General features: G+C 71.3%; 29 protein-coding genes. 15 read left to right on the top strand and 14 right to left on the bottom strand.

Annotation, left to right across the window (positions count from 1 at the left end):
- Positions 1-16 precede the first annotated feature (16 nt).
- Positions 17-967 (bottom strand): hypothetical protein, encoded by a 951-nt coding sequence (locus OG331_RS38445; protein ID WP_406205357.1) that lies wholly within the window; start codon positions 965-967, stop codon positions 17-19.
- A gap of 335 nt (positions 968-1302) precedes the next feature.
- On the opposite strand from OG331_RS38445, the gene OG331_RS38440 reads away from it, so the two are divergent.
- Both OG331_RS38440 and OG331_RS38435 read left to right on the top strand, forming a co-directional pair.
- Positions 1303-2205 (top strand): DMT family transporter, encoded by a 903-nt coding sequence (locus tag OG331_RS38440; RefSeq protein WP_406205354.1) that lies wholly within the window; start codon positions 1303-1305, stop codon positions 2203-2205.
- 33 nt (positions 2206-2238) lie between these two features.
- Positions 2239-2754, top strand: a complete 516-nt coding sequence (locus OG331_RS38435) for an NUDIX hydrolase (protein ID WP_406205351.1) — start codon at positions 2239-2241, stop codon at positions 2752-2754.
- Positions 2755-2874: 120 nt separating this feature from the next.
- Here the strand turns inward: OG331_RS38435 and OG331_RS38430 are convergent, their stop codons facing one another.
- Both OG331_RS38430 and OG331_RS38425 read right to left on the bottom strand, forming a co-directional pair.
- Complete coding sequence (locus tag OG331_RS38430; protein ID WP_406205348.1) at positions 2875-3021, bottom strand: hypothetical protein; 147 nt, start codon at positions 3019-3021, stop codon at positions 2875-2877.
- A 5-nt stretch (positions 3022-3026) separates the two neighbouring features.
- Positions 3027-3173, bottom strand: coding sequence for a hypothetical protein (locus OG331_RS38425; protein WP_406205345.1), 147 nt, complete (start codon positions 3171-3173; stop codon positions 3027-3029).
- 549 nt (positions 3174-3722) lie between these two features.
- Here OG331_RS38425 and OG331_RS38420 point away from each other — a divergent pair.
- Both OG331_RS38420 and OG331_RS38415 read left to right on the top strand, forming a co-directional pair.
- A complete protein-coding gene (locus OG331_RS38420) occupies positions 3723-4115 on the top strand; it encodes a DUF202 domain-containing protein (protein ID WP_328882705.1) in 393 nt (130 codons plus the stop codon).
- Positions 4112-4441 carry a DUF202 domain-containing protein gene (locus OG331_RS38415; RefSeq protein ID WP_406205343.1) on the top strand — a complete coding sequence of 110 codons (330 nt, stop codon included), beginning with the start codon at positions 4112-4114 and terminating at the stop codon, positions 4439-4441. Before OG331_RS38420 ends, OG331_RS38415 begins: the two co-directional genes overlap by 4 nt.
- Before the next feature lie 24 nt (positions 4442-4465).
- On the opposite strand, the gene OG331_RS38410 is transcribed toward OG331_RS38415, so the two are convergent.
- Positions 4466-5446, bottom strand: a complete 981-nt coding sequence (locus OG331_RS38410) for an NADP-dependent oxidoreductase (RefSeq protein WP_406205340.1) — start codon at positions 5444-5446, stop codon at positions 4466-4468.
- Between the two features lie 113 nt (positions 5447-5559).
- On the opposite strand from OG331_RS38410, the gene OG331_RS38405 reads away from it, so the two are divergent.
- From OG331_RS38405 to OG331_RS38395, 3 genes are all read left to right on the top strand, one after another.
- Positions 5560-5856, top strand: coding sequence for a hypothetical protein (locus tag OG331_RS38405; protein WP_406205337.1), 297 nt, complete (start codon positions 5560-5562; stop codon positions 5854-5856).
- A 190-nt stretch (positions 5857-6046) separates the two neighbouring features.
- Positions 6047-7081 (top strand): phosphotransferase family protein, encoded by a 1035-nt coding sequence (locus tag OG331_RS38400; RefSeq protein ID WP_406205333.1) that lies wholly within the window; start codon positions 6047-6049, stop codon positions 7079-7081.
- 6 nt (positions 7082-7087) lie between these two features.
- Complete coding sequence (locus OG331_RS38395) at positions 7088-8302, top strand: acyl-CoA dehydrogenase (RefSeq protein WP_406205330.1); 1215 nt, start codon at positions 7088-7090, stop codon at positions 8300-8302.
- Positions 8303-8366: 64 nt separating this feature from the next.
- Here OG331_RS38395 and OG331_RS38390 read toward each other — a convergent pair whose 3' ends face one another.
- The 3 genes from OG331_RS38390 to OG331_RS38380 are packed head-to-tail and all read right to left on the bottom strand — an operon-like array spanning position 8367 to position 11435.
- The gene (locus OG331_RS38390; RefSeq protein ID WP_406205327.1) at positions 8367-8960 is read right to left on the bottom strand and encodes a TetR/AcrR family transcriptional regulator; all 594 of its coding nucleotides are present in this window, start codon (positions 8958-8960) and stop codon (positions 8367-8369) included.
- 40 nt (positions 8961-9000) lie between these two features.
- Positions 9001-10665, bottom strand: coding sequence for a class I adenylate-forming enzyme family protein (locus tag OG331_RS38385; RefSeq protein ID WP_406205324.1), 1665 nt, complete (start codon positions 10663-10665; stop codon positions 9001-9003).
- Complete coding sequence (locus OG331_RS38380; RefSeq protein WP_406205321.1) at positions 10662-11435, bottom strand: SDR family oxidoreductase; 774 nt, start codon at positions 11433-11435, stop codon at positions 10662-10664. The genes OG331_RS38385 and OG331_RS38380 overlap by 4 nt, the downstream gene beginning before the upstream one ends.
- A gap of 188 nt (positions 11436-11623) precedes the next feature.
- Here OG331_RS38380 and OG331_RS38375 point away from each other — a divergent pair, with 188 nt between their 5' ends.
- Positions 11624-12856: an exo-beta-N-acetylmuramidase NamZ domain-containing protein gene (locus OG331_RS38375; protein WP_406205318.1), complete on the top strand. Its 1233-nt coding sequence runs from the start codon at positions 11624-11626 to the stop codon at positions 12854-12856.
- Between the two features lie 123 nt (positions 12857-12979).
- Positions 12980-14332 (top strand): serine-threonine protein kinase, encoded by a 1353-nt coding sequence (locus OG331_RS38370; protein ID WP_406205315.1) that lies wholly within the window; start codon positions 12980-12982, stop codon positions 14330-14332.
- A gap of 15 nt (positions 14333-14347) precedes the next feature.
- Here OG331_RS38370 and OG331_RS38365 read toward each other — a convergent pair whose 3' ends face one another.
- Positions 14348-17143 (bottom strand): penicillin acylase family protein, encoded by a 2796-nt coding sequence (locus tag OG331_RS38365; protein WP_406205313.1) that lies wholly within the window; start codon positions 17141-17143, stop codon positions 14348-14350.
- Between the two features lie 266 nt (positions 17144-17409).
- Between OG331_RS38365 and OG331_RS38360 the strand changes: the two genes are divergently transcribed.
- On the top strand, positions 17410-18015 hold the full coding sequence (locus OG331_RS38360) for a hypothetical protein (RefSeq protein ID WP_406205310.1): 606 nt from the start codon (positions 17410-17412) through the stop codon (positions 18013-18015).
- A 95-nt stretch (positions 18016-18110) separates the two neighbouring features.
- Positions 18111-18839, top strand: a complete 729-nt coding sequence (locus OG331_RS38355) for a 3-keto-5-aminohexanoate cleavage protein (RefSeq protein WP_406205307.1) — start codon at positions 18111-18113, stop codon at positions 18837-18839.
- Here the strand turns inward: OG331_RS38355 and OG331_RS38350 are convergent.
- Both OG331_RS38350 and OG331_RS38345 read right to left on the bottom strand, forming a co-directional pair.
- Positions 18785-19105, bottom strand: a complete 321-nt coding sequence (locus OG331_RS38350) for a hypothetical protein (RefSeq protein WP_406205304.1) — start codon at positions 19103-19105, stop codon at positions 18785-18787. The two genes, OG331_RS38355 and OG331_RS38350, sit on opposite strands and share 55 nt — an antisense overlap.
- Complete coding sequence (locus OG331_RS38345; RefSeq protein ID WP_406205301.1) at positions 19083-19376, bottom strand: hypothetical protein; 294 nt, start codon at positions 19374-19376, stop codon at positions 19083-19085. Before OG331_RS38345 ends, OG331_RS38350 begins: the two co-directional genes overlap by 23 nt.
- A 284-nt stretch (positions 19377-19660) precedes the next feature.
- On the opposite strand from OG331_RS38345, the gene OG331_RS38340 reads away from it, so the two are divergent.
- The gene (locus OG331_RS38340) at positions 19661-20728 is read left to right on the top strand and encodes an RNA ligase (ATP) (RefSeq protein ID WP_406205299.1); all 1068 of its coding nucleotides are present in this window, start codon (positions 19661-19663) and stop codon (positions 20726-20728) included.
- Between the two features lie 83 nt (positions 20729-20811).
- On the opposite strand, the gene soxR is transcribed toward OG331_RS38340, so the two are convergent.
- On the bottom strand, positions 20812-21312 hold the full coding sequence (soxR, locus tag OG331_RS38335; RefSeq protein WP_328882689.1) for a redox-sensitive transcriptional activator SoxR: 501 nt from the start codon (positions 21310-21312) through the stop codon (positions 20812-20814).
- 116 nt (positions 21313-21428) lie between these two features.
- On the opposite strand from soxR, the gene OG331_RS38330 reads away from it, so the two are divergent.
- The gene (locus OG331_RS38330; RefSeq protein WP_406205296.1) at positions 21429-21890 is read left to right on the top strand and encodes a MaoC family dehydratase; all 462 of its coding nucleotides are present in this window, start codon (positions 21429-21431) and stop codon (positions 21888-21890) included.
- A 24-nt stretch (positions 21891-21914) separates the two neighbouring features.
- On the opposite strand, the gene OG331_RS38325 is transcribed toward OG331_RS38330, so the two are convergent.
- From OG331_RS38325 to OG331_RS38315, 3 genes are all read right to left on the bottom strand, one after another.
- Positions 21915-22538: a TetR/AcrR family transcriptional regulator gene (locus tag OG331_RS38325; protein WP_363038867.1), complete on the bottom strand. Its 624-nt coding sequence runs from the start codon at positions 22536-22538 to the stop codon at positions 21915-21917.
- Positions 22539-22671: 133 nt separating this feature from the next.
- A complete protein-coding gene (locus OG331_RS38320; protein WP_328428790.1) occupies positions 22672-22959 on the bottom strand; it encodes a YiaA/YiaB family inner membrane protein in 288 nt (95 codons plus the stop codon).
- A 59-nt stretch (positions 22960-23018) separates the two neighbouring features.
- Positions 23019-24170 (bottom strand): acyl-CoA dehydrogenase family protein, encoded by a 1152-nt coding sequence (locus OG331_RS38315; protein WP_406205292.1) that lies wholly within the window; start codon positions 24168-24170, stop codon positions 23019-23021.
- Between the two features lie 104 nt (positions 24171-24274).
- On the opposite strand from OG331_RS38315, the gene OG331_RS38310 reads away from it, so the two are divergent.
- Positions 24275-24916 (top strand): TetR/AcrR family transcriptional regulator, encoded by a 642-nt coding sequence (locus OG331_RS38310; RefSeq protein ID WP_328882685.1) that lies wholly within the window; start codon positions 24275-24277, stop codon positions 24914-24916.
- A 57-nt stretch (positions 24917-24973) separates the two neighbouring features.
- Positions 24974-25684: an ArsR/SmtB family transcription factor gene (locus tag OG331_RS38305; RefSeq protein WP_406205288.1), complete on the top strand. Its 711-nt coding sequence runs from the start codon at positions 24974-24976 to the stop codon at positions 25682-25684.
- Positions 25685-25706: the final 22 nt, after the last annotated feature.

Below are 25706 nucleotides of genomic sequence, written 5' to 3'. Positions count from 1 at the left end.
ACTGCGGTTGGGGGCGTTACGCCGTGCCGAGCGCGGTGTCGCGTGCGGCGCGGAAGGCGGGATACGGCTCGCGGTCCGGGTACGACCACGGCGACGGGGTGGCGTGCTCGCCGATCCGGTGGAACAGGGCGGCGGCCTCGGCGCCGCGGCCCTCGCAGACCTTGGCGTGGGCGAGGTAGTTCAGGTCGATCAGACGGCGCGGGTGACCCTCCTGCTCCCACTCCAGCCACCAGTCGAAGGCGGCCCGCATCACCTGCCGGGCCCGGCGGCCGGCCCAGTGCCCGGAGGTGGCCGCGTCGGGCTGCTCACGCCCCGCACCCGCGAGGACGCGGTAGCGCTCGGCGTGGGCGATGACCGGGAGGACGGCGAGCGGGGAGTCGGCGGGGGCCCGCTCGGCGGCCGCGTTGGCGAAGTCGTACACCTCGTGCAGCGGGTCGGGACCGGCACCGGTGTGGCGTTCGGCGAGCCGGGCGACCATCAGGTGGTGGGCGTGATGGTGATCGGCGTACCGGGCGCCGACCTCGGCGAACAGACGCCGCACCGCCTCCTCGGCGCCGAGCGCGCTCTCCAGCATGAGCAGGCCGAGCCAGGGGGTGGGGTCGCCGGGCGCGAGCGCGGCGGCGGCGTGGCACGACTCGCGGGCCCGGACAGGTCTCTCCTTGCCGCGCAGGGCGCGCTGGACCTGGGCGAGGGCGAGCAGGACGGCGGCGTCGGCGGAGTCGGGCTCGGCGAGCAGCCAGTCGCGGGTCCAGGGGACGCAGGACGGCTCCTGCGCGAGGACGGTGACGCGGTGCCCTCTGCGGTCCCAGTCGTCGCCGGTCCGGGCGAGCAGTGAGCGGGCCGTCTGCCATCTGCCCTGGGCCAGCGCGGCGCGGGCGGCGGCGAGCTCGGCGTCGTCCAGGGCCGCGTCGAAGGTGTGGGATGCGCGCTTGCGGCCGCGGCCGAGGGGTGGCGGGGGTGGGGACACCGGTTCTGGGTTCTGTCGGGGGAAGAATGCCGGGGGGAGAGTGTGGCCTGTCATCGTTTGATCACGCACAGCAAACCCGCAGCCAATGGTTCACGTCAAGGGCCGCCGAGGCGTTACACGCGTCAACTGGTGTTACTGGTGGGGCAATTGATGCGTTCACCGTCCACGCACCTTGCCTTAAATGTCGGAATTGTTCAGAGTGTGTGGCGTACGTCATGGCGTAGCCGGACCAGGCATCGCACGATGGCAGGACGCGCATGCCGGGCCTGGGGCCGCTACAGTCGGCCCTTACGCACCCCGTCCCCTCACCCGGCAGGATGATCGAGGTACGCAGCGTGTCGCTTCTGATCCTGATACTCGCCGTGAGCGCCGCCTGCTGCCTGGGCTTCGGCTTCGTACTGCAGCAGAACGCGGCCCGGAAGGCGCCGCTGAACGACTTCCTCTCCCCCCGGATCCTCCTCGACCTGATGAAGGTGCCCCGCTGGCTGGGCGGCATCGGGCTCATGGTGGTCGGCATGGCGCTCGGCGCGATGGCGCTGGGCCAGGGCGAGATCTCCCTCGTGGAACCGCTGCTGGCGACGAACCTGCTCTTCGCGCTCGCCCTCTCCCGCCGCCAGACCAAGCAGCCGCTGGGCCGCCAGGGCTGGACGGGACTCGCACTGCTCGCGGGCGGTGTCACAGCCTTCATCGTCGCCGGACAGCCACACGGCGGGACGGCGCCCAGCGGCCCCTTCCGGCAATGGCTGATCATCGGCGTCATGATCGGGGCGGCTCTGCTGCTCACGGCGTACGCCAAGCGTTCGCGGCTCAGGGCCGGTCCTGCGCTGCTGGCCACGGCCGCCGGTCTGCTGTACGGCGTGCAGGACGCCCTGACGCGCCTGACCGGGCAGCGTTTCGCCGAGGGCGGCATGGCGGAGGTCCTCACCAGCTGGCAGCCGTACGCCGTGGTGGCGCTCGGCCTCACCGGGCTGATCCTCGTCCAGAGCGCGTTCGAGACGGCATCCCTGCGTATGTCCCTGCCGGCCCTGACCGCGGCCCAGCCGCTGGCCGGCATCCTGTGCGGCGTCGGCTTCCTCGGCGACCGGCTGCGCGCCGACTCGGGCGCGCTGGCGTGGGAAGCGGCGGGGCTCGCCGCGATCGTGGTGGGCATCATCATGCTCGGCACCCACTCGGCGATGCCGTGCGGCGTGAAGCAGCCGCAGCATCGTGCGGCGGTGGCGGCGGTTCCGGCGCGCTGACCATCCGGGTGCCGCCCTGGTTGGATGGCCCCCATGAGCGCTGCTGACGAGACTCTCGACATCGTCGACGAGCACGACCGGGTCGTCGGCCGGTCCCGGCGCGGCGAGGCCTACGCCAAGGGGCTGCGCCACCGCTGCGTCTTCATCGAGGCCCGGGATTCGGAGGGCCGCCTCTTCGTCCATCGCCGCACGCCCACGAAGCTGGTCTTTCCCTCGCGCTACGACATGTTCGTCGGCGGTGTGGTCGGCGCGGGCGAGTCGTACGACGACGCCGCGCTGCGCGAGGCCGAGGAGGAACTCGGCGTCAGCGGCCTCCCCCGCCCCACCTACCTCTTCAAGTTCCTCTACGACGACGGCGCCGGGCAGACCTGGTGGTCGGCGGTGTACGAGGTCCGCTGCGAGCTGCCGGTGCGCCCGCAGCCGGAGGAGGTCGCCTGGCACGACTTCCTGGCAGAGACCGAGGTGGAACGGCGGCTGGCGGACTGGACGTGGGTACCGGACGGCCTGGCGGCGTACGAGCGCCTCAAGGCCCACCGGGCGGCCGGCTGAGCCGCCGCGCGGCAGCCTCGCGGGCGCGTCGACGGGGTGCGCCCCTGGCCCAGGGCACCGAGACGGACGTGCCGCCGGCTCGGGCAGGCGGCGGGGCATCCGCCTCTGGGAGCACCAGGGCTACCTCGACGGGGCCATCTCCCGGCCCACGTCGCTCACGGACACCCCCTCCGCGGCCACCGCGACCTCCCTGAGCACACCGACCGCCCCCACCATCGCCTCGGACACGTGCCCGGGCATCTCCATCAGCTCCGCCTCGGGGAGCACCAGGGCTACCTCGACGGGGCCATCTCCTGGCCGCCGTCGCTCACGGACACCCCCTCCGCGGCCACCGCGACCTCCCTGAGCACACCGACCGCCCCCACCATCGCCTCGGACACGTGCCCGGGCATCTGCATCGGCTCCGCCTCGGGGAGCACCCGGGCTACCTCGACGGAGCCATCTCCCGGCCCACGTCGCTCACGGACACCCCCTCCGCGGCCACCGCGACCTCCCTGAGCACACCGACCGCCCGCGCCATCGCCACCGCTCGGACAAGTCCCCGCGCCGCTGTATCTCCTGCGCCCATTGAGCTCCGGGCTACCTCGACGGCCCCGGTCATGGCTCGGGCGGGGCCGCCGCCGCGCCGCCGTGATCTTCCTCGGCACGCCGGCCATCCGCGCCGTCGCCGCCACCGTGGACACACCCTGGGGGCAGCCCAGCCCGCCCCCCCCTTGAAGCACTCCTCGCCGACGCCGTACTCGGACGCGCCCCCTCCGCGGCCGGCCCTCGCGCCCCCTTGAGCGCACCGACCGCCCGCGCCCTCACCACCGCCGCCGCGTCTGCCACGTGCCCGGGCAGCCCACCGCCTCCGCCCCTGGAAGAACCGGCCTGCTGCCGGTCCGCGCCGTGGAGGCCCGTCCCGGGTCGGGGCGTGCCGGACGGTGCCGAAACGTCCCCTGTCCGCGGCCCCGGATAGGGTCGGGCATGTGATCGAGTTCGTACGGAACGTCCGGCTGTGGTTTGCGCCGCAGGAGATCCGGCAGGAGGGCGGCACGCCCGACTACCGGTTCTCGCTGGCCAACGAGCGCACCTTCCTGGCCTGGCTGCGTACCGCGCTCGCGCTCGTCGGCGGCGGCTTCGCGGTGGACCAGTTCCTGCCGGACCTGCGCTGGGGCTGGCGCGTCGGGCTGGCGCTCGCGCTGCTCGCGGCCGGCGTGCTGTGTTCGTTGCGTGCGGTCAATCACTGGGTGCGCTGCGAGCGGGCGATGCGGCGGGGCGAGGACCTGCCCGTCTCGCGGTTCCCGGCGGTGCTGAGCCTGGTGGTCGCGGTCGTGGCCATCGCGATGGTCGTCGTCGTGCTCGTGGGGTGGGAAGGGTGAACCCCGGGGCGGTCGCCGAGCCCGTCAGGGATCCGGGGCTGCAGCCCGAGCGGACGCGTCTCGCGTGGCGCCGTACGACACTGTCCGGCACCGTGGCCGCCGTACTCGCCGTGAAGGCCGCACTGCACGGCGACGTCTCGGTGGTCGGGCTCCTCGTCGGCGCCCTGTGCATCGGGCTGTGGCTGGGCTTCCTGGCCCTCGCCCACCGCCGTATCCGCGTCCTCGCCTCGTCCGCCGAACCGGCGGCGCTGGCCCCCCGGCACGCCACGGCCACGGTCCTCTTCACCCTGGCCCTGGCCATCTGCGGCGCCGCCCTGGTCCTCTGAGACCCGCCTTCGGCTACGGCCCGTTCACTCCGCCCCCTGCCACAGCCCCTCCGGCGCCACCGGCTCCTCCTCCGTCTCCCAGTCCACCGTCACCACGATCTTGCCCCGGGTACGGCCCTCCTGGTTGAGCCGGTGCGCGTCCGCCGCCCGCTCCAGCGGGAACGTCTGTGAGACGTGCACGGACACCACCCCCTCCTCCGCCAGCTCGGACAGCCGCAGCAGGTCCGCCGCGTCGGGGCGGACGAAGTAGTAGCGGCCCCCGTAGTCGAAGACGTCCGGGTCGGCGATGGACACCAGGCGGCCCTCGGGGGCCAGCAGGTTGGCCGAGGCCTTCAGCGCGTCACCGCCGACCGTGTCGAAGGCCGCGTCCACGCCCTCGGGCGCAAGCCCTCGCACCCGCTCGGTCAGGCCGTCGCCGTACTCGACCGGCTCACCGCCGAGACCGCGTACGAAGTCGTGGTTGTGCGCGCTCGCCGTACCGATCACCCGGGCACCCAGATGGCGGGCGAGCTGGACGGCGATCGAGCCCACACCGCCGGCCGCGGCGTGCACCAGGACCGTCTCGCCGCGCTTGACCTGGAGGACCTTGGTCAGCACCTGGAACGCCGTCAGCCCCACCAGCGGCAGACCGGCCGCCTCCTCCCAGGTGAGGTTGCGGGGCTTGCGCGCGAGGGTGCGTACGGGCGCGGCGACATACTCGGCGAAGGTGCCACGGGAGAGGACGTCCTCACGCACATAGCCGATGACCTCGTCACCGACGCCGAACTCCGTGACGGACACGCCCGGCTGGACGACGACACCGGCTACGTCCCAGCCGGGGACGACCGGGAAGACCGGCTCCAGCATCCGGTCCATGTAGCCCTCGCGGCACTTCCAGTCGACCGGGTTGACCGCGGCCGCCCGCACCTTCACCAGCACGGAGTCGGGGCCGACGCGCGGATCGCGCACATCCCCGTATGCGAGCTCGTCGGGCCCGCCGTAGCGTGTGTAGCTGATCCCCTTCATGGGTTCGACCCTCCGGGCTGGGAGGGCGCCACGCAAGCCCGAATAACCCGATATGCGCCGTTTGCGTGGCAGCCTGTCCGACGTCACAACCCGCACCTTCGAAGGTGAGCACCATGACCACCATGCACGTGGAACACCCCTCCCACACGCACGCCCACGGTCCGGACTGCGGGCACACCGCGGTGCCGCACGGCGACCACACCGACTACGCGCACGACGGTCACCTGCACAGGGAGCACAGCGGCCACTGGGACGAGTGCGAGACGGACGGGCACGTCGCGCACGACGGCCACACCCATCAGCACGGCGCCGACTGCGGGCACGAGAGCGTGCTGCACGGCGACCACGTCGACTACCTGCACGACGGCCACCGGCACGCCGCCCACGGAGGCCACTGGGACGACCACTGAGCCCACGGGCGGCCCTGACCGACCCGCCCCGTTCTGGCCGAGAACGCACTCCCGACAGCTCCCCGACGCACCGCGCGGGGAGCTGTCGGCCTATCGTGGCCCCGATCACGTTCGGCTCCCCCACTGGACGACATACCGACTGGTCGGCATCATGAGTCAGGTCTGGTTCACCTGCCTTGAGGAGCCCTGTATGAGCCCCGACCATCCGCCCGGCCTCGACCTGGACCGGCTGCGCGGCCTGCTCGAGCGCGAGCGGCCCGGTCTGGCGCACGGTCCGCTGACCGGCCGGCTGATCGAGGGCGGACGGTCGAACCTCACGTACCTGGTCTCCGACGGCACCTCGCAGTGGGTCGTACGACGGCCCCCGCTCGGCCACGTCCTCGCCACGGCGCACGACATGAAGCGCGAGCACCGGGTCATCAGCGCGCTGCACCCGACGGACGTGCCGGTGCCGCGGCCGGTGCTGCTGTGCGAGGACGACGAGGTGCTCGGGGCGCCGTTCTACGTCATGGAGTTCGTCGAGGGCACCCCGTACCGCACGGCCGACCAGCTCGCCCCGCTCGGCGCGGAGCGCACCCGGGGCGCGGTGCTGTCGCTGGTGGACACGCTCGTCGAGCTGCACGCGGTGGACCCGGCGTCGGTGGGCCTTGCGGACTTCGGCCGGCCCGAGGGCTTCCTGGACCGCCAACTGCGGCGCTGGGGCAAGCAGTTGGACGCCTCCCGCAACCGCGACCTGGCCGGCATCGACGAGCTGCACGCGACGCTCGGCCGCAGGCTGCCGGCCTCTCCCGCGGCGACGGTGGTGCACGGCGACTACCGGCTGGACAACGTCCTCATCGGTGACGACGACAAGATCAAGGCGATCCTCGACTGGGAGATGTCGACGCTGGGCGACCCGCTGACCGACCTGGGTCTGCTGGTCATGTACAGCATGCCGCTGGGCATGCCCGACTCCCCCGTCTCCACGACCGCCGAGGCCCCGGGGCATCCGGAACCGGCCGAACTGATCGAGCGGTACGCCGCGCGCTCGGGGCGCGACGTCTCCGCGGTCTCCTGGTACACGGCGTTCGCCTGGTTCAAGCTCGCCGTGATCCTGGAGGGCATCCACTACCGCTACACGCTCGGCCAGACGGTCGGCCGCGGCTTCGACCGCATCGGCGACCTGGTCCCGGTCTTCATCGAGCACGGCCTGACCACGCTTCAAGACGGCATCCAGGAAGGCTGACGGGATATGGACTTCGCGTTCGACGCACGCACCGAGGAGCTGCGCGCCAAGCTGCTCGCCTTCATGGACGAGTACGTCTATCCCGCCGAGGCGGTCGCCGAGGAGCAGCGGGCCGAGCTGGCGTCCCCTTGGGACACGCCGGCCGTGGTGGAGGAGCTCAAGGCCGAGGCGCGCAGGCAGGGCCTGTGGAACCTCTTCCTGCCGGACCAGGAGTACGGGGCCGGGCTCACCAACCTCCAGTACGCCCCGCTCGCCGAAATCACCGGCCGCTCCCCGCACCTGGCGCCGACGGCCACGAACTGCGCGGCGCCCGACACCGGGAACATGGAGGTGCTGTCCCAGTTCGGCGACGAGCAGCAGAAGAAGCAGTGGCTGGAGCCGCTGCTGGCCGGTGAGATCCGCTCGGCGTTCGCGATGACCGAGCCGGATGTGGCCTCCTCGGACGCCACCAACATCACCACGCTCATCGAGCGGGACGGCGACGAGTACGTCATCACCGGCCGCAAGTGGTACATCTCCGGGGCCATGAACCCGGACTGCAAGATCCTCATCGTGATGGGCAAGACGGACCCGGACGGCGAGGACATCCGCCGTCAGCAGTCCATGGTCCTGGTGCCCCGCGACACCCCGGGCGTCACCATCAAGCGCGCCATGCAGGTCTTCGGCTACGAGGACCACTCCCACGGCGGTCACGCCGAGGTGATCTTCGACCACGCGCGCGTGCCGGTGTCCAACCTCATCGGCGAGGAGGGCGGCGGCTTCGCCATCGCGCAGGCGCGACTCGGTCCGGGCCGTATCCACCACTGCATGCGGCTGATCGGGATGGCCGAGCGGGCGATCGAGCTGATGTGCCGGCGGGCGGTGTCCCGGAACGCGTTCGGCAAGGCGCTGGCCCAGCAGGGCGTGATCCACAACTGGATCGCCGACGCGCGGGTGACGGTCGAGCAGTTGCGGCTCCTGGTCCTGAAGACGGCCTGGCTGATGGACACCGTCGGCAACAAGGGTGCCCACACGGAGATCCAGTCCATCAAGATCGCCACACCGCGGGCGGTCGTCGACATCATCGACCGGGCGATCCAGTTGCACGGGGCGGGGGGTGTCAGCCAGGACTTCCCGCTCGCGGAGCTGTACGCCGGGGCGCGGACCCTGATGATCGCCGACGGGCCGGACGAGGTGCACCAGCGGTCGCTGGCTCGGCGGGAGTTGAAGAAGTACCTGTAACGGGACGTAGGTAAGGGGCGGCCGCACGAGCGACCGCCCCTTACCCGTACCCGCACCCGTCTCCTCAGGGCCGCAGCGCCCGCAGCAGCAGGTCCGCCAAGTGGTCCGCGACCTCCTGGGGGCCCATCGGGCCGTCGGGGCGGTACCAGGTCGACAGGTGGTGCACGGAGCCGAAGTGGTAGTCCACGACGAGGTCCGCCGGGGTCGCCGTGGAGAAGACGCCCGCCTCCTGGCCCTCCTCGACGAGCGCGCGGAAGCGCTCGTGGTAGCGCCGCCGCTCGGCGCGCACCTGCTTGTTCTTCTCCGGGCTCAGATGGTGCATCGAACGGAAGAAGATCATCGCGTCGTCGAGGTTCTCGATGGTCGTCACCACGACGTCCGCCGCCGCTCCCCGCAGCCGCTTCTCGATGGGCTCGTCGGCCCCCGCGAAGGCATCGAGCCGCTCCTGCTGAACGCGCAGCACGCGCGCGTACACCTCGTGCAGGAGGTCGTCCTTGGAACCGAAGTAGTGGTACAGCGCCCCCTTGGTGACGCCGGCCGCCTCGACGATCTCCTGCACCGAGGTGCGGTCGTAGCCCTGCTCAGCGAAGAGCCGGGTGGCGGCGGCGAGCAGCCGCTGCGGGACGGGCGTACCGTCACCGTCCGTCGTCCTGGCCACTGTGCCGCCACCTGCCCTTCCGAGATTTTCCTGCTTGCGTCTAGCCGTCGTTCGCCCGGGAACGAAGTTCCCGACGGAGGATCTTCCCACTTGCCGTCTTGGGCAAGTCCGGCAGGATCTCCACCTGACGCGGATATTTGTAGGCGGCCAGTCTCTCCTTGCAGTAAGCGGCGAGTGTGTCGGGGTCCGTTTCCGCACCCGGACGGAGGCTGATGTACGCCTTGACGGTCTCCCCGCGGTACCCGTCGGGCACCCCCACGACGGCCGCCTCGCGGACCGCCGGGTGGGTGTACAGCACGTCCTCGACCTCGCGCGGCCACACCTTGAAGCCGGACGCGTTGATCATGTCCTTCTTGCGGTCGACGACGTACAGCCAGCCCTCGGCGTCCATGAAGCCGATGTCCCCGGTGCGCAGTTCGCCGTCGGGGAAGGTCTCGGCGGTGGCGTCGGGGCGCCGCCAGTAGCCGGGCACGACCTGCGGCCCGCGCACCACGATCTCGCCCTGCTCGCCGAACGGCACCTCCTGGCCCTGCTCGTCGACGATCCGTACGACCGTCTCCGGGCCGGGCAGCCCCACGGCCAGCGTCCCCGAGGCCGGGTCGACGGGGGCCTCCAGGCCGGGCGGGACGGAGGCGCAGGGGGCGGTGCACTCGGTGAGGCCGTAGCCGTTGCGGATGTACGGCCCGAAGCCGGCCCGGAACTTCTCCACCAGGGCGGGCGGAACGGGGGCGCCGCCCGAGGAGATGTTCACGAAGGAGGAGAAGTGCTCCGGGGTGACGGCCGGGTGGGCGGCCAGCGCCATGAAGGCCGTCGACGGGCCGACCGTGTAGTGCGGCCGGTGCTCGGCGAACGCGTCCAGCACGACACCCGCGTCGAAGCGGTACGTCAGCACCAGCGTGCCCGCGCTGTTGAGGCTCGCGCCGAGCTGGCAGACCATCCCGGTGATGTGGAACAGGGGTGCCAGCGCGTAGTACACGGGCGCGTCCGGCAGGCCGAGCCCCGTCCGCTGGCGCTCGGCGTTGTACATGACGTTGCCGTGCGTGTTGGTGGCGCCCTTGGGGGTGCCGCTCGTACCGGAGGTGTAGCTGATCAGCGCGATGTCGGACGGGCCGAGGTCACGCCCCTGAGGCGCCTTGTGCCCGGCGCGGGCGACGGTCGTCAGGTCGTCGGCGTCCTCGGCGTCCGGCAGTCGCTCGAAGGTCAGCACGCGCGCGTCGCCCCGCGTCTGGAAATCCAGCTCACAGCCGGTGAGCACGATCCGCACCGGCGAGTCGGCCGCAGTCTCGCGCAGGTACGACTCCCAGGCCCGGTCCGAGCAGATCAGCGCGGCCACTTCCCCGTCCCGCAGGACATGGCCCACCTCCCCCGACTTGTACATGGGGTTGACCGGCACGACGACCGCCCCCGCCTTCCAGGCGCCGAGCAGGGCGAGCACGAAGTGCGGGGAGTTCTGCAGCAGGACCGCCACCCGGTCGCCGCGCTCCAGGCCACGGGCGGCGAGGTGCCCGGCGACGGAGTCGCTGAGCTCGTCGACCTCGCGGTAGGTGAGGCGGCCGTCGAAGTAGGCGAGGAAGTCGCGCTCCGGGGTCTCGGCGACGGCCCGGCGCAGGGCGTGCACGAGCGAGTCGGCCGGTGCGATCGGGGCGCGCTGGACGTCGGTGAGCAGGGCCACCCAGGGCTTGGCCGCGTACAGGGATTCGGTCACCGGGCTTCCTCCCACTTCTGCTGGAGGTGGTTCATGTTGGTCAGCCAGCGGTCCGGCTCGGCGGCCCGCGCCTGGTGGTACCCGGCGACCTCGGGGTGCGGCAGGATCAGGAAGCGGTCCTCCGCCATGCCCTTGAACAGGGCGTCCGCCACGTCCTGTGGCGCGATGGCGGTGGGCTTGAGCACCAGGTCACCCGCGCTGCCGGTGGCGTCCAGCATGTCGGTGCGCACGCCCTGCGGGCAGATGGCGTGCACCTTGACGCCGCGGTGGCGGTACGTCAGCGACAGGTACTCGGCGAAGGCATAGGCGCCGTGCTTGGTGACGGCGTAGGGCGCGGCGCCGATCATGGTGAGCAGTCCGGCGGCGGAGACGGTGGAGACGAAGCGTCCGCTGCCGCGCTCCAGCCAGGCGGGGAGCAGTGCGTGGGCGGCACGCACGTGTGCCATGACATTGACGTCCCAGGAGAGCGACCAGGACTTCTCGTCGGCGAGGTCGTCGAGGTCGGGCCCGCCGAAGGCGACCCCGGCGTTGGCGCAGTAGACATCGACCGCACCGCCGAGCGCGTCCCGGGCTTCGGCGACGATGGCGGAGGCGTCGCCGGGCACCGCGATGCCGCCGATCTCCTCGGCGACTGTCTTCGCCTTCCCCGCGTCCAGATCGTTGACGACGACACGAGCCCCCTCGGCGGCAAAGCGCCGGGCCAGCGCGGCCCCGATGCCACCCCCAGCCCCGGTCACGACGACTCCGGCACCCTGAACGGCTTCCACCATCGGTCTCCTTCGACTGCGGCTCTGCTATGACGGCCAGACTAACCGGTCGGTATGTCCGTGGGAAGGACGACTGCAATGCCCCCGGGGGCGCGGGGCCGTATCGATGTGCGGCTCCGCCGCGTGGGCGCGACAAGCCACAACCAACCGGCACCTTCCCCCCACCCTGCGGGAGCAATACCGTGCCCCTCATGCGCCTATCCAGACGAGCTCTCCTCGCAGCGACCACGGCAGCAACCGCACTCTCCGCCGCACCCCCGGCCTCAGCGACCCAGTACCGCCTGCGGACCGGCTTCGAGAATCTCGCCGCAAGCGGCTACGCAGCCCTGCGAGGCCAGAGCGTCGGAATCGTCACCAACCCCACCGGCGTAACCCGCGACGTCCGCCACATCGTAGACGTCATGCACGCCGACGAAAGGGTGAACCTGGCGGCGGTCTTCGGCCCCGAGCACGGCTTTCGCGGCACCGCCCAGGCAGGCGGCTCCGAGGGCCGCTACGACGACCCGGCGACCGGGCTCCCGGTCTACGACACGTACCTGAAGAGCGGCCGGCCCCTCGCCGACATCTTCACCGCGTCCGGCGTGGACACGGTGGTCTTCGACATCCAGGACGTGGGCGCCCGCTTCTACACCTACATCTGGACGCTCTACGACTGCATGGAGGCGGCCCAGCTGGCCGGCAAGCGCTTCGTCGTACTGGACCGGCCGAACCCGGTGACCGGACGCGCGGCCCAAGGCCCCGTCCTCCACAAGGAGTTCGCCACCTTCGTCGGCCGCCGGCCCATCTGCCAGGCGCACGGCATGACGGTCGCCGAGCTGGCGCGGCTGTTCAACGGGGAGTTCCTCACCACCCCGGTGCCGCTGGAGACCGTACGGATGACGGGCTGGAAGCGGTCCGGGTTCTACGACGTCTGGGACCTGCCGTGGGTGCCGCCGAGCCCGAACATGCCGACGCCGGACACCGCGCTCGTCTACTCGGGCACATGTCTCTTCGAGGGCACGAACCTCTCGGAGGGACGCGGCACCACCCGCCCCTTCGAGCTGCTGGGCGCTGAAGGCATCGACGGACGCTGGGCGGCGGCCGCGAACGAACTCCGGCTCCCCGGCGTGCGCTTCAGGGAGGCCTACTTCGCGCCCACGTTCTCCAAGTTCCAGGGCAAGACCATCGGCGGCGTACAGCTCCACGTCCACGACCGCGCCGCATACGACCCCGTCCGCACCGGCATCGCCCTGCTGGTGACCGCCAAGAGGGCCTGGAGCGGCTTCAGTTGGCGTCCGGACAACTGGATCGACAAGCTCACCGGCTCCACACAGGTCCGCACGATGATCGACGCGGGCGCGAGCGCCGACGAGGTGGTGGCGGGCTGGCAGGGGGAACTGGCGGCGTTCCGGCGGATGCGGCGGGAGTACCTCCTGTACAAGTGAGCGCCCCGCGCTCATGGCCCACACGCCGGGTTACACGGATGGGTGATGACGTATGGCCAATCCCGCCCGGTAGCAGGACGATGCGCCCGTATCGCACCACTTCGGGGGACGAGGGGGCCCGTCATGGCGGAACCGGCAGTGAGCGTGACTCCTTACTGGGAGCTGACCTTCGACGCGGACGGCGATCCGGACTCCGGGAAGCGGGACCGGCTGCTGGCCGGGGTGGCGCGGCACCAGGTCCGTGATCTGATCGTCTTCGCGCACGGCTGGAACAACGACCGTTCGGTGGCGACCCGGCTCTACGACCGTTTCTTCGCACCGATCCCGCAGCTCGCCCCGGCGGCGAGGATCGGGTACGTGGGTGTGGTCTGGCCGTCGATGAGGTTCTCGGACGAGCCGATCCCGGACCTTCCGCGGGCGGTGGCGGCCGAGCTTCCGCGTCGTCCGGCGCTCGACAAGGACACGCGGCACGCGCTGCTGGAGACCTTTCCCGGGCGGGCGACCGTGATCGACCAGATCGCGCGGTTGTTGGACCAACAGTCGCGCGAAGAGGCCGAGTTGGAGGAGTTCGGACGGCTGGTGCGGATGCTGGTGGACGTCGTGCCGCCGGGACCGCAGGTGCTGTTCGCGGCGGACACGCTGGCGGAGGGCGTGCCGCAGAACTCGCCGGACATGCTCTCGGGGTCGGTGACGGCGGTGTGCGAGGAGTTCGCGCGGGCGCTGGCGCAGCTCGAAACGCCGGACAGAACTCCGGAAGGCGCGCCGGACGGAGTGCCCGCCGCTGCGTCCTCGTTCTCGCTGCCGAACCCCTGGGAGGGTGCGCACGAGTTGCTGCGGCAGGCCACGTACTACGCCATGAAGCGGCGCGCCGGAACGGTCGGTGAGCGTGGGCTCGGCCGGGTGGTGGGGCAGCTGGCCGGGCGGACGCCCCAGGTGCGGGTGCATCTGGTCGGGCACAGCTTCGGAGCGCGGCTGGTGTCGTTCGCGCTGCGCGGGCTGCCGAAGGGCGTACGCACGGTGAAGTCGGTGACGCTGCTCCAAGGCGCCTTCTCGCACTACGCGTTCGCGTCCCGGCTGCCGCACGACGCGCGCGCGGGCGGGGTGCTGGAGGGCCAGCAGAACCGTATCGACGGACCGCTGGTGTGCTGCCACTCGCGGCACGACTCGGCCCTGTCGACGATCTATCCGCTGGCCTCCCGCATGGCGGGGGACGCGCGAGGGGTCGCGGCTCTCGACGTCGGCCGGATGCTGGGCGCCAAGTGGGGTGCGTTGGGGCACGGCGGGGTGCAGGCGGTGCCGGGGACTCGGTCGTTCAAGCTGGCCGAGGCACTGAAGGCGAAGCTGCCCGCCTCGGGGTGCGTGAACATCGACGCGGCGACGGTCGTCAGGCGCGGCGGGCCGCCGGCGGGGGCGCACAGCGACATCGTGCACCGGGAGCTGGCGCAGGTGGTGCTGGCGGCGGGCCGCATCAAGTGACCCGCCGCCTTGCCGTCACCGGTGTGACGTGAACTCCACCACCTGCTGATACGTCGGCCGGTTCTGCCAGCTGATCCTGCCGTGCTTGATGCCGCCCAGGATGCGCTGGACGATCGAGTCGGCACACCACTGGTCGCCCGCCGAGCACTGGTCGTCGCCGGGGTAGACCTGGGCCGCGGTCTTGCCGGCCGCCTCCTTCAGGGTGCCGATCAGGAGGTCCCGGCAGGCGCTGAGGCCGCCGCCGCCGCAGTACTCGCGGTCGAGCGGCCCCTGGACCGACTCACCGAGCACGGCGCGGATGTCCTTGTCGACGTAGGACCACCAGCCGTACTGGAAAGCGCTTCCGGCGTGCGCGCCGGTCGGGCCGTGGGCGGCCGACGGGGACTCGTCGATGGGCAGGTTGTTCGTCATCGCGGCATACAGCTCGCTGCCGAGGCCCGGTTCGAACTGGGCCTTCACCAGCAGCGGCCACCACGCGTCCAGGATGCGGATCGCGTCGGCGTCGGCGTACTTCTTCGAACCGGCCGACGTCTCGGTGCGCTGGCCGCCCGCCGACAGCCACGTCTCCAGCTTGCTCACCGCCGCCGAGGCCGTCGGGTCGGTCACCGGGGAACTGGTGACGACCTTGAGCAGGTCCGGGAGTACACCCTCGGCACGCAGGTCGGCAAGGCCCGCATCGGCCATCGCCTTCACCAGCGAGGCCCGGGTCACGCCGCCCGCGTCGACCAGCTTGCGCACCCGGTCCTCCAGGAGGTTGCCGCGGTGGACCGAGCCGTCGCCCCAGGGTGCGGTCGTGTAGTCCTTGGCCTGCTTGTTGTTCCAGGAGACGTAGTAGTCCTGGTCGATGGAGTTGGGGTGGGCCGAGGGCGGGGTGTACTGCGCCGTGTTCGTCGCCGGGTCCCAGTTCCGCCACTCGTAGGCCGGCTGGGCCCACACGGGGAACTCCGCGTCGACGCCGGTCGCCCGCACCGGGTTGTCGCCGCTGTTGTAGTAGGCGGTGTGCTCGGAGTCGGCGTAGAACCAGTTGAAGGTGTAGTTGATGTGCTGCACCGCCTTCTGGAAGTCCTCCGGGCCCTTGACGAAGTCGGGGTCGTTCAGCATCTGGAAGCCGATGATGGAGTCGGCCTCGTGCAGGTAGGAGGAGCGCAGGGTGGTGTAGGCGACCTTCTTGCCGCCGACGGTCGCGCGGTGCGTGACGGGGCCGTACTTCGTCCGCCAGACCCGCATCGTGTACGAGCCCGCGGGGGTGCTGTCGGCCGTCGTCGGCTTCCAGGCGTTCTTCTGCTCGATCTTCTCCATCGCCGTGCAGGTGCCGCGGTACAGGTAGTGGAAGTCGTCCTGGCACAGTTCGACGGCGTAGGTGTCGATGATGTCCTGGCCGGACGTCGTGGCGCTCCATGAGTAGTCCTGGCCGCGGCCGAGCTCGACGTACATGCTCAGGCCCGCGAAGGAGGCGCCGCGGGCGCTGATGCCGGGGCCCTGGATCTCCTGGAGCAGGAGGAGCTGGGGTGCGAAGTAGCCGGTCTGCGGGCCGAAGACGGCGACCGGGTGGCCGCTCGCGGTGTGCTCGCCGCTCACCACCAGGGCGTTGGACATGCCCCGCTTCGCCGAGGTCATGGCGGTCTCGGCAGCCGTGGCGGAGGCGCCGGCCGCGGCGGAGCCGGCCGCGCTGCCGGTGCGGTCGTACACGAGCTGTTCCTCGGCGACCGAGCCGGCGTCGGGCAGGGCCTCGCCCTGTGGGTCCTCGGGCCTGGTGGCGTACGGGAAGCTCTTGTCGTGGACGGTGACGACGGCCTCGGGGTCGTTGCGCTCGCGGAACGACTCCCAGAGCTCGGTGCCGTCGGCCACACCGTACTTCTCCTGGGCGGCCAGCAGGGAGATCGCGTTGTTGACCTCGCCGCCGCCCCCGGAGCCGAACAGGGCACCGATCACGGAGCCCAGCGCGACCATGTCGGTCAGCTTGAAGTGCTCGATCGTGCCGGCGTTGGTGACGGAGTCCTTGTGACCGGTCAGGACGTACTCGCCGGGGAAGTAGCGGCCGCTGTCGGAGGCGTCGATGTAGGCGTTGATGCCGTCGAGGTAGGCCTTCGCGTCGGCGAGGGCCAGCTGCCCGCGTTCGCCGTTCGAGGCGACGGCGCTGTCGATCTGGGCCTGGAGGTCGGCCTCGGTGTACGGCGCGTGGCGCCAGAACTGCTGCTCCAGGCCCTGGTTGGAGGGCGCGCCGCCCGCGAAGGAGGTCAGCTGCCCGCGTCCGACGTGCCGGAAGACGTCCATCAGCCACAGCCTGTCCTGGGCGGCCGCATAGCCGGCGCCGAACTCCGTGCCGTATCTGGTGGTACCGGTGATGTGCGGCACACCAGTCTTCTTGTCACGGACGATCGTCACGTCGCCGCGCCCGGCGGGATTCACGGTGGAGGCGACTTGATCGGACGGGACGCCGAACGAGGCGTCGTTGAAGAAGTTGTTGATCGTCGCGTTGGTGAGGCCGGAGTGGCCCTTGGCCAGATCGGCATAAGGACCCAGCTGGTCGGAGGCGTGTTCGGGCATCGTGCCGAAGGCCTGGTTGAGCAGGATCTGGGCGAGGGTTGCGTTGCCGTTCTGGCCCGGCGGCAGGATGTCGGAGCACTGGTTCCCGCAGTGGTCGGCGGCCGCCGTCGCCTCGGCCGGCGCCTCGGGCGCGGCGACCGCCGGGGAAAGTGGCGACAAAAGACCGGCGATCAGAACGCATATGGATGCGGTCTTCAGGAACCCGTGGAATCTGCCGGGAGTTCTCAGTCCGACTAGGGCGTTGCGTGGGGTACGCCGTGGCATGGCCGCTCCTACCGACGAGGGTGAGCCGGGATGTTACCGGCGGTATCCCCGGGATTGAAGATGAACATGCGTCATGTTTGGGAGTCGCCAGGGAACGCGATGGAGGCCGCACGAGGGAGCGCCATGGAGGCCATCGGAAATCGGATGGAGTGGGGATGGAGCCGAATCGCTTGTCGATACGTCTATTCGTCAACGTCGCGCGAAGTCCGTGCGGCGACGCCGAAGTGACCGAAGTACAGGTGCAGGTGTGACGGAGGTGCAGGGCGATGGCCGGTTTCCGGAGTCTGGCGAGACAGGTGCGCGACCCGCGATGCGATCTGGCGCTTCGGCGCTACTCGCTGCGTAAGTGCCTTGAGCGTTTCGCTCCTTACGGGCACAGGGCGACCTGGGAGCACTTGTGCTCCCGGGCAGGATTCGGTCCCGAGGACCGGTCCCCCGATCCGGCGCGGCTCGTGGCTGCGTTGGACGAACTGGAGGAAGCGCGTTCGGTCTGGCTGGCCTACGAGGTCGAGTTCGCCGAGCGACGCAGGAAAGAAAAGCACGACGGACTGCGCAGGCCGGGCAGCGTGGACGACTGGCACCGGCTGACCTGGGGCGGTTTCGGAGTCGCCTGGTGCGACAACCCCCGGGTCCACCCCGATGAACCACTGGCCGAGGTGCTGCGCCGACTGATCTCCGCGCTGGAGCGCGATCCGGGCTGCGAGTGCCCGGTGTGCGGCGGGGAGCGACTGGTCTGGCAGTACGACCTGGCCCATGAACCGTCGTCGGGCCCGGTCTGCACGGACTGCGGAATCGTGGTGCCGCGTCCGGTTCTCACGCCCGAAGCGCTGGCGGCGTCGCGGCGCGAGCGGCGGTTGCTGGTGTCCGCCTAGTACGACGGGGGTGCGCAGGGGATGCCGCACCCCCTATTGCCCACCCGTCATGCCGCGGTGGGCCCGATGTCAGTGGTGACTGGCACCATCGAGACATGATCCAGGTGTGTCTGAACGGGCCCCGAGGAGCGGGCGACGGTGCGGTGGTGCCGCTCTCGCCGGATGCGCTGGCCGACTCCGCGGCCGAGGCCGTCGCGGCCGGGGCCACGGACCTCCATGTCCATCCCAAGACCCCCTGCGGTGGGGACAGTCTGTCGCCGCGCGTGCTCGCACCGACGCTGGCGGCGATCCGGGCGCGGGTGTCGGTGCCGCTCGGTGTGACGACCGGCGCCTGGGCGGAGCCGGAGCCCGAGAAGCGGCTGGAGCGCATCCGGAGCTGGACCGTGCTGCCGGACCACGCCTCGGTCAACTGGCATGAGGAGGGCGCCGAGGAGATCGCCGCGGCGCTCATCGAGCGCGGCGTCGGCATCGAGGCCGGCATCTGGTCAGGCACGGACGGGGCGGCCCGGTTCGCGGCCTCGCCCCTGGGGCCGAGGGTGCTGCGGGTGCTGGCGGAGGTGACGGACACGTCTGCCGAGACGGCCGAGGAGACCGCGCATGCGCTGCTGACCGACCTGGGCCCGGCGTTCGGCCGCCCGGTGCTGCTGCACGGGGAGGACGGGGGTGCCTGGCCCGTACTGCGGCTGGCCGGACGGCTGGGGCTGGCGACGCGCATCGGCCTGGAGGACACGCTGGTCCTGCCGGACGGGGAACGGGCCCTGTCCAACGCTCAGTTGGTGACCGAGGGCTTGGTCCAGTACGGGTGGGCCCAGCGCTCGTCGTAGGGCAGGGCGAGGAGTTCGACGCGGGTCGCGAGGTCGGGCTCGCCCTGGGCGCGGAGGCGGGCGGGGGCGTGTGTGGCCGGCCACGACTGGAGTTCGGCGGCAGCCGCGTCCTCTCCGTCACCGATCCAGAACGAGAGGGGTGACGCATCACTGAGCAGGTCGTCGAGCCAGTGACGTACGCACTGCACGACATGGGCATCGGCCGTGGGGTGCCGGATCCATCCGTCCAGGAAGGCCGTGACGTCACGGTAGATCGCCGTGACCATGTCGAAGATGTCCGCGATGCCGTAGGGGCTCAGGAGTGACGAGGGCGTCCTGCCACCAGGCGAGCAGGAACACGTCGAGGGCGTCCGCCTGCGCCGTCGGCCAGGAGCGCCGGTCCACCCGGGAGAGTCCGTGGCCCCACCCCAGGACGTCCAGGCTGCCGTCCGCCATGGCTCGCGCGCACTGCGGCAGCAGGCGTCGCATCACCGCTGCGTGATCCTCGAAGTGGTCCGGGGACTTGTAGACGAACCGGCGCAGCAGATCGGCGGGCACGCGCGTGTACGGCGTGCGCAGGTATGCAGTCTCCTCCGGGTCGAAGCAGCGACCACAGCCGGTCTCGGTGGGGCCGGCGAAACCGTTGAAGACCCGTGTCGATGTCCGCGAGGGCGGGAGAGAGCGAGGACATGGAAGGTCGTCCCGTCAGGACTCCGTGCACGGCGGCGGGGCGCCGGCCGAAGATCGCGACGGTAGCAGGCGCTAATCCGGTCGCTCCATCCCTTTCCCGCCCGGACAGTTGGGGGCGATGAAACCCGTCTGAGGAACACCGAGGAGCCCTCATGTCGACGCTGCGCGTCACCGCAGAAGTGCTGACCGTCCACGAACATCCCAACGCCGACGCGCTGGAGCTGGCCCAGGTGGGTCTGTACCGCGCCGTCGTCGCCAAGGGCGCGTACCGCACGGGTGATGCCGCCGTGTACATCCCGGAGCAGTCCGTGCTGCCGGCGGGGCTGATCGAGGAGCTGGGGCTGACCGGGCGGCTGGCGGGGAGCAAGGCGGACCGGGTCAAGGCGGTGCGGCTGCGCGGTGAGCTGTCGCAGGGGATCGTGTGCCGGCCGAAGGCCCTGGCCGACGTCGACCTGGCGCGCGCGGCTGCGGAGGGCGCCGACTTCGCCGAGCGGCTCGGGATCACCAAGTGGCTGCCGCCGGTCCCGCCCACGATGTCCGGCGATGTGGAGTCGGCGCCGGATCTGCTGCCGTGGGTCGACATCGAGAACATCCAGCGGTATCCGGGCATCTTCACACCGGGCGAGCCGGTCGTGCTGACCGAGAAGCTGCACGGGTCGGCGTGCCTGCTCACGTATGTCGCCGACGAGGAGCGGGTGTACGTGTCCTCCAAGGGCTTCGGGTCGAAGTCGCTGGCGCTGACGGAGGACCCACGGAACCTGTACTGGCGCGCGGTGCAGGCGCACGGCGTCGCCGAGGTCGCGGCTCGCGTGGCCGAGCGACTGGGCGCGCGGCGGGTGGGCGTCTTCGGTGAGGTGTACGGCGCGGGGGTGCAGGACCTGACGTACGGCGCCGACGGGCGCCGGGAGACCTTGGGGTACGCCGTGTTCGACGTGTCCGCGGAGATCGACGGCCGGGTGCGGTGGCTGGACGCGGCGGAGGTACTGAAGGGTGAACTGCCTTTGGTGCCACGCCTGTTCGAGGGCCCGTACGACATCGAGCGGGTGCTGGAGGTCGCCGGCGGACGGGAGACCGTGTCCGGGCGGGAGCTGCATCTGCGAGAGGGCGTGGTGATACGTCCGGTCGCCGAGCGGTACAGCACGGTGACCGGCGGGCGGGCCATCGCGAAGGCGGTCAGTCCGGCGTACCTGACGCGAAAGGGCGGCACCGAGTACGAGTGACTCGGGTTCCGCCGGTCTGCGGGTGCCCGGCGTCGGTGCGACACCTCCGCCGGCGCCCGCGAACCTCTCTTCTGTCTCCGCCCCTACCTTCCGGCCCCGCCGCCGCTCCTCCCCTTCTCCCGGCCTCCCCCCTGTTCCACCATCAGGCGCGATCCCGCCCGGCGTTCGCCGAAGGCGTCGTTCGGGTTGGAGAGGATGCAGGTGTCCAGGGAGAGGCAGCCGCAGCCGATGCAGTCGGTCAAGTGGTCGCGGAGGCGGTTCAGTTGCTTGATGCGTTCGTCCAGTTCCGAACGCCAGGCCTCCGACAGGCGTGCCCAGTCCTCGTGGGTGGGGGTGCGTTCCTCGGGGAGCTCGGCGAGGGCGTCGCGGATCGTCGCCAGGGGGATGCCGACGCGTTGGGCGGCGCGGACGAAGGCGACCCGCCGGAGGGTGTCACGGGTGTAGCGGCGCTGGTTGCCGGAGGTGCGGCTGCTGCTGATCAGGCCCTTGGACTCGTAGAAGTGCAGGGCGGAGACGGCGGCGCCGCTACGGGCGGCGAGCTGGCCGACCGTGAGCTCGTGGATCTTCTCGGGGATCTGGGGCACCCCTCAAACCTACCTACCGCGGCATGGCCCCGGTCCGTTGACAGGGGCTCCACGGCCTAGCATGCTAAGCAGTTGCTTAGACATGACGTGTGACATGCGACGCGAGAGGCCGGGACATGGCAGAGCCGAGGATCTTCACGGGCGCCGACGACCTGAAGGCGGCAGTGGGTGAGCAGCTGGGGTACACCGACTGGGTGGAGGTCGACCAGAAGCGGATCGACCTGTTCGCGGAGGCGACCGGCGACCATCAGTGGATCCATGTCGACCCCGAGAAGGCCGCCGCGGGGCCCTTCGGGACCACCATCGCCCACGGGTACCTCACCCTGTCGCTGCTCCCCCTCTTCGGACCCCGGCTGATCGCGGTCGAGGGCGTGAAGATGGGCGTCAACTACGGGTCGAACAAGGTCCGCTTCCCCGCCCCGGTGCCGGTCGGCTCCCGGCTGCGCGCCACCGCCACCATCACCGGCGTGGACGACGTCAACGGCGGCGTCCAGGTGACCGTCGCCTTCACCGTGGAGCGCGAGGGCGGGGACAAGCCGGTGTGCGTCGCCGAGTCCGTCTCCCGCTACTACTTCTGAGCCCCGCCCACCGCTGAGCGCGGGCTACTTCGCGCCCACCATCCGCAGCACGAGGTCGGCGTACAACGCGCCGACCTCGTCGGGCGTCCAGGGGCCGTCGACGTTGAACCAGCGGGCCACGTCGATGCACAGCGAGAGGACGGCGAGAGTCGTGCCGTGCACGTCCAGCACGTCGAAGGCACCGGCGGCCACGCCGTCCTCGATGATCCCGCGGACCTCGGCGTCGCACTGCCGGCGCAGCGCGAGGATCTCGGCGCGGGCGTCCGGACCGAGCGAGTCCAGCTCGTACTGCACCACCCGCGCCGTCGTACGTCCCCCGGCATGCCAGCGGACGAAGGAGCTCACCGCGTCGGCGAGCCGCTCGTTCGGCGTGCCCTCCCGGCGGGCCGCCGTCTGCAGGATCTCCAGGGCCTTTTCGTGGCCGATCCTGCTGATGCGGTGGAGCAGCTCTTCCTTGGTCTTGTAGTGAATGTAGAGCGCGGCCGGGCTCATGCCGGCGCGGCCCGCGATGTCACGGGTCGTGGTGGCGTGGTAGCCACGCTCGGCGAAGGCCTCCACGGCGGCGATCAGCAGCCGCCGGGCCGCGTCGGGCGTGACCTCACCCCACGCCGACGTCTCGCCGTCGGCCGTGTCCTCCGCCGTACTCATCGCTCACTCGCCCCTCTCGCTGACAGAGCCACCACCATACCGCCGATGCTGAGCGAGCGCTTAGTGAGTCGTCGGCAGGGGCCAGAACGAGCCGGACCGGGCCCGACCGGGCCGGTCCCGCACTCGTCGGGGCTCAGATCTTCTCGAAGGGGTCGTGGTCGGCGAGCAGCTTCTCCAGCCGGGCCTGGTCGACCCGGCTGACGATCTGCCCGGCCTCCTGACGGTCCCGGATGACCTTGGCGAGCGTGAACGCCGAGGTCACCAGGTAGAGAACCGCGATCGCGAGGAAGCCACGCACCCAGGCGTTGGCACTCAGCTGGTAGATGCCTATGCCGGTGGCGGCCATGGCGACCGCGAAAGACGCGACGGCCTGGCCGTAGAAGGCCGCCGTACTCTGCTGCTTGACCGGTGTGTCACTCATGGGCCAAGGGTCGGCGAACGTGGCCCGCGCCACATCCGCTGAACTACTCAGCCGCGTACTCAGAACGCCGAAACCCCCGTCAGCGCCCGCCCGATGACCAGCTTCTGGATCTGGCTGGTGCCCTCGTACAGGGTCATCACGCGGGCGTCGCGCAGCAGTTTGCCCGCCGGGTACTCGTCGATGTAGCCGTAGCCGCCGAAGACCTGCAAGGCGTTGTTGGCGGCGCGGACCGCGGCCTCCGAGGCGAACAGCTTGGCCTTGGAGGACTCGACGGCGAAGGGCAGCCCGCGGTCGATCAGGTCGGCGACCCGCCAGGTCAGCAGCCGTGCCGCGTCCACGTCGACGGCGATGTCGCTGATCAGCTCCTGGACCAGCTGGTGCCGGGCGATGGGCTTGCCGAACTGCTCGCGTTCGCCGGCGTAGCGGACCGCCGCGTCCAGGGCGGCCTGGGCTATGCCCACGCAACCGGCGGCGACCGACATCCGGCCCTTGGCCAGGGCGGACATCGCGACCGAGAAGCCCTTGCCCTCCTCCCCCAGCATGGCCGCCGCGGGCACCCGCACGTCCTCCAGGACCAGCTCGGCGGTGGCCTGACCGCGCAGGCCGAGCTTGCCGTGGATGGTGCGGCGGGTCAGGCCGGGCGTGTCGGTGGGGACCAGGAAGGCGGAGACGCCCTTGTGGCCGGGTGCGTCCGTGGAGCGGGCGAAGAGCAGGACGACGTCGGCCCAAGTGCCGTTCGTGATGAACATCTTGGTGCCGTTGATGACGTAGTCGTCGCCGTCACGGACCGCCCGCGTGGCGAGGTTGCCGGCGTCGGAGCCGGTGCCCGGCTCGGTGAGGCCGAAGCAGCCGACCTGCTCGCCGGAGGTGAGCCCGGGCAGCCAGCGGCGCTTGTGCTCCTCGCTCCCCCAGGCCGCGACGGTCTTGGCGACCAGGCCCAGGGAGACCGACACGATGCCGCGGACCGAGGAGTCGCCCCGGCCCAGCTCCTCCGTGACCAGGCAGTACGCCAGATGGTCGCCGCCCGAGCCGCCGTACTCCTCGTCGATGGTCAGGCCAAGGAAGCCGACCTCGCCGAGCTTCTTGACGACTCCGCGGTCCACCTCCTCGGCCCGGTCCCACGCGACGACGTGCGGGGCGATCTCGCGCGCCACGAAGTCCCGGGCGAGTTGCCGGACGGCGGTCTGCTCGTCGCTGAGCTCCAGATTCATGCCGAGTCACCCCACAGATAACGGACTTCGACGGCCGCACATTGAAAGCCGTACATTTAAATTAGCACTGCTAGTTTCCGTTCGGCAGCCCTACTATGTGCGCCATGGCCCGACCCCGCAAGCCCCTCCTCAGCTACGACCGGATCGTCGCGACGGCTCGCGAGCTCGTGGACGCGGAGGGTCTCGCCGCCGTCTCCACGCGTCGGCTCGCAGCCGAGCTGGGCGTGAGCGGACCCTCCCTCTACAACCACTTCCGCACGAAGGACGAGATCCTGGAGGCGGTCGCCGACTCGGTCAGCGCGCAGGTCGATCTGTCGATGTTCGAGGACGGCCGGGACTGGCGCACCGCGCTGCACGACTGGGCCGTCTCCTACCGGGCCGCCCTGCGCGACCACCCGAACATCGTGCCGGTCCTCGCCCGCGGCCCCGGCCGCCGCCCGGCGGCGCTGCGGCTCGCCGACGCCGTCTACGGCGCGATGGTCGACGCGGGCTGGCCCCCGGCGCAGGCCACGTCCATCGGTGCGCTGATGCGGTACTTCATCATGGGCTCGGCGCTCGGCTCGTTCGCCGGGGGCTTCGTGGACGACGCGAGCGCGTACGACCCCGCCGACTATCCCCACCTCGGACAGGCCCATCTCCTCGCCGAGTTGCAGGAGAAGATCGACGAGCGCGCCTTCGAGACGGGCCTGACGGCGCTGCTGGACGGCCTCGCGCGGCAGTACGAGCAGGTGGGGCGGGCCACGTAGGCACGCGTACCGATACTTCGGCGAGCGCCGAAGTGTCCATGTCGCATGCTGGGACCCATGACCACCAGGGACCCCCAGGCACCGCAGCTGGCCCGCCTCGCCGGACTCATCGCCGACGAGACCCGGGCGGCCTGTCTGCTGGCGCTGCTCGACGGGCGGGCGTGGACCGCCGGTGAGCTGGCCCGGCACGCCGGAGTCGCCGCGTCGACGCTGAGCGAGCATCTGGGCAAGCTCGTCGCGGGCGGGCTGCTCACCGAGGAGCGGCAGGGGCGGCACCGGTACGTGCGGCTGGCCGACGCACGGGTCGCCCAGCTGGTGGAGGACCTGGCCGCGCAGGTCGGCCCGGCGGCGGACCGGCGCCCGCGGACCCTGCGGGAGTCCAGCGCGGGCTCGGCGATGGCCCGCGGCCGCACCTGCTACGACCATCTCGCCGGGCGGCTCGGCATCTCCGTCACCGACGCGCTGACCTCGCGCGGGCTGCTGCGGCAGGACACCGGGTTCGCGCTGACCGACGCCGGCCTCGGCTGGTTCGACTCCGCCGGCATCCGCCTCGACCGCACTGGCCGCCGCCCGCTGGCCCGCGCCTGCCTCGACTGGACCGAACGCCGACCCCACCTCGCGGGGGTGGCGGGTGCGGCACTGTGCCGGCACGCGCTGGATGCCGGGTGGTGCGTACGGATCGGCTCGGAGCGGGCCGTGAAGGTCACGGACAGCGGCGAGCGAGTGCTGTTCGAGCTGCTCGGCATCGAGTCGTCGGCGCTGCGCTGAACCGCCGCCGACCCGCAGCTTC

The sequence above is a fragment of the Streptomyces sp. NBC_01017 genome, assembly GCF_045162795.1.
Classification (GTDB): domain Bacteria; phylum Actinomycetota; class Actinomycetes; order Streptomycetales; family Streptomycetaceae; genus Streptomyces; species Streptomyces machairae.
This window is presented reverse-complemented; position numbering and strand designations above follow the sequence as displayed.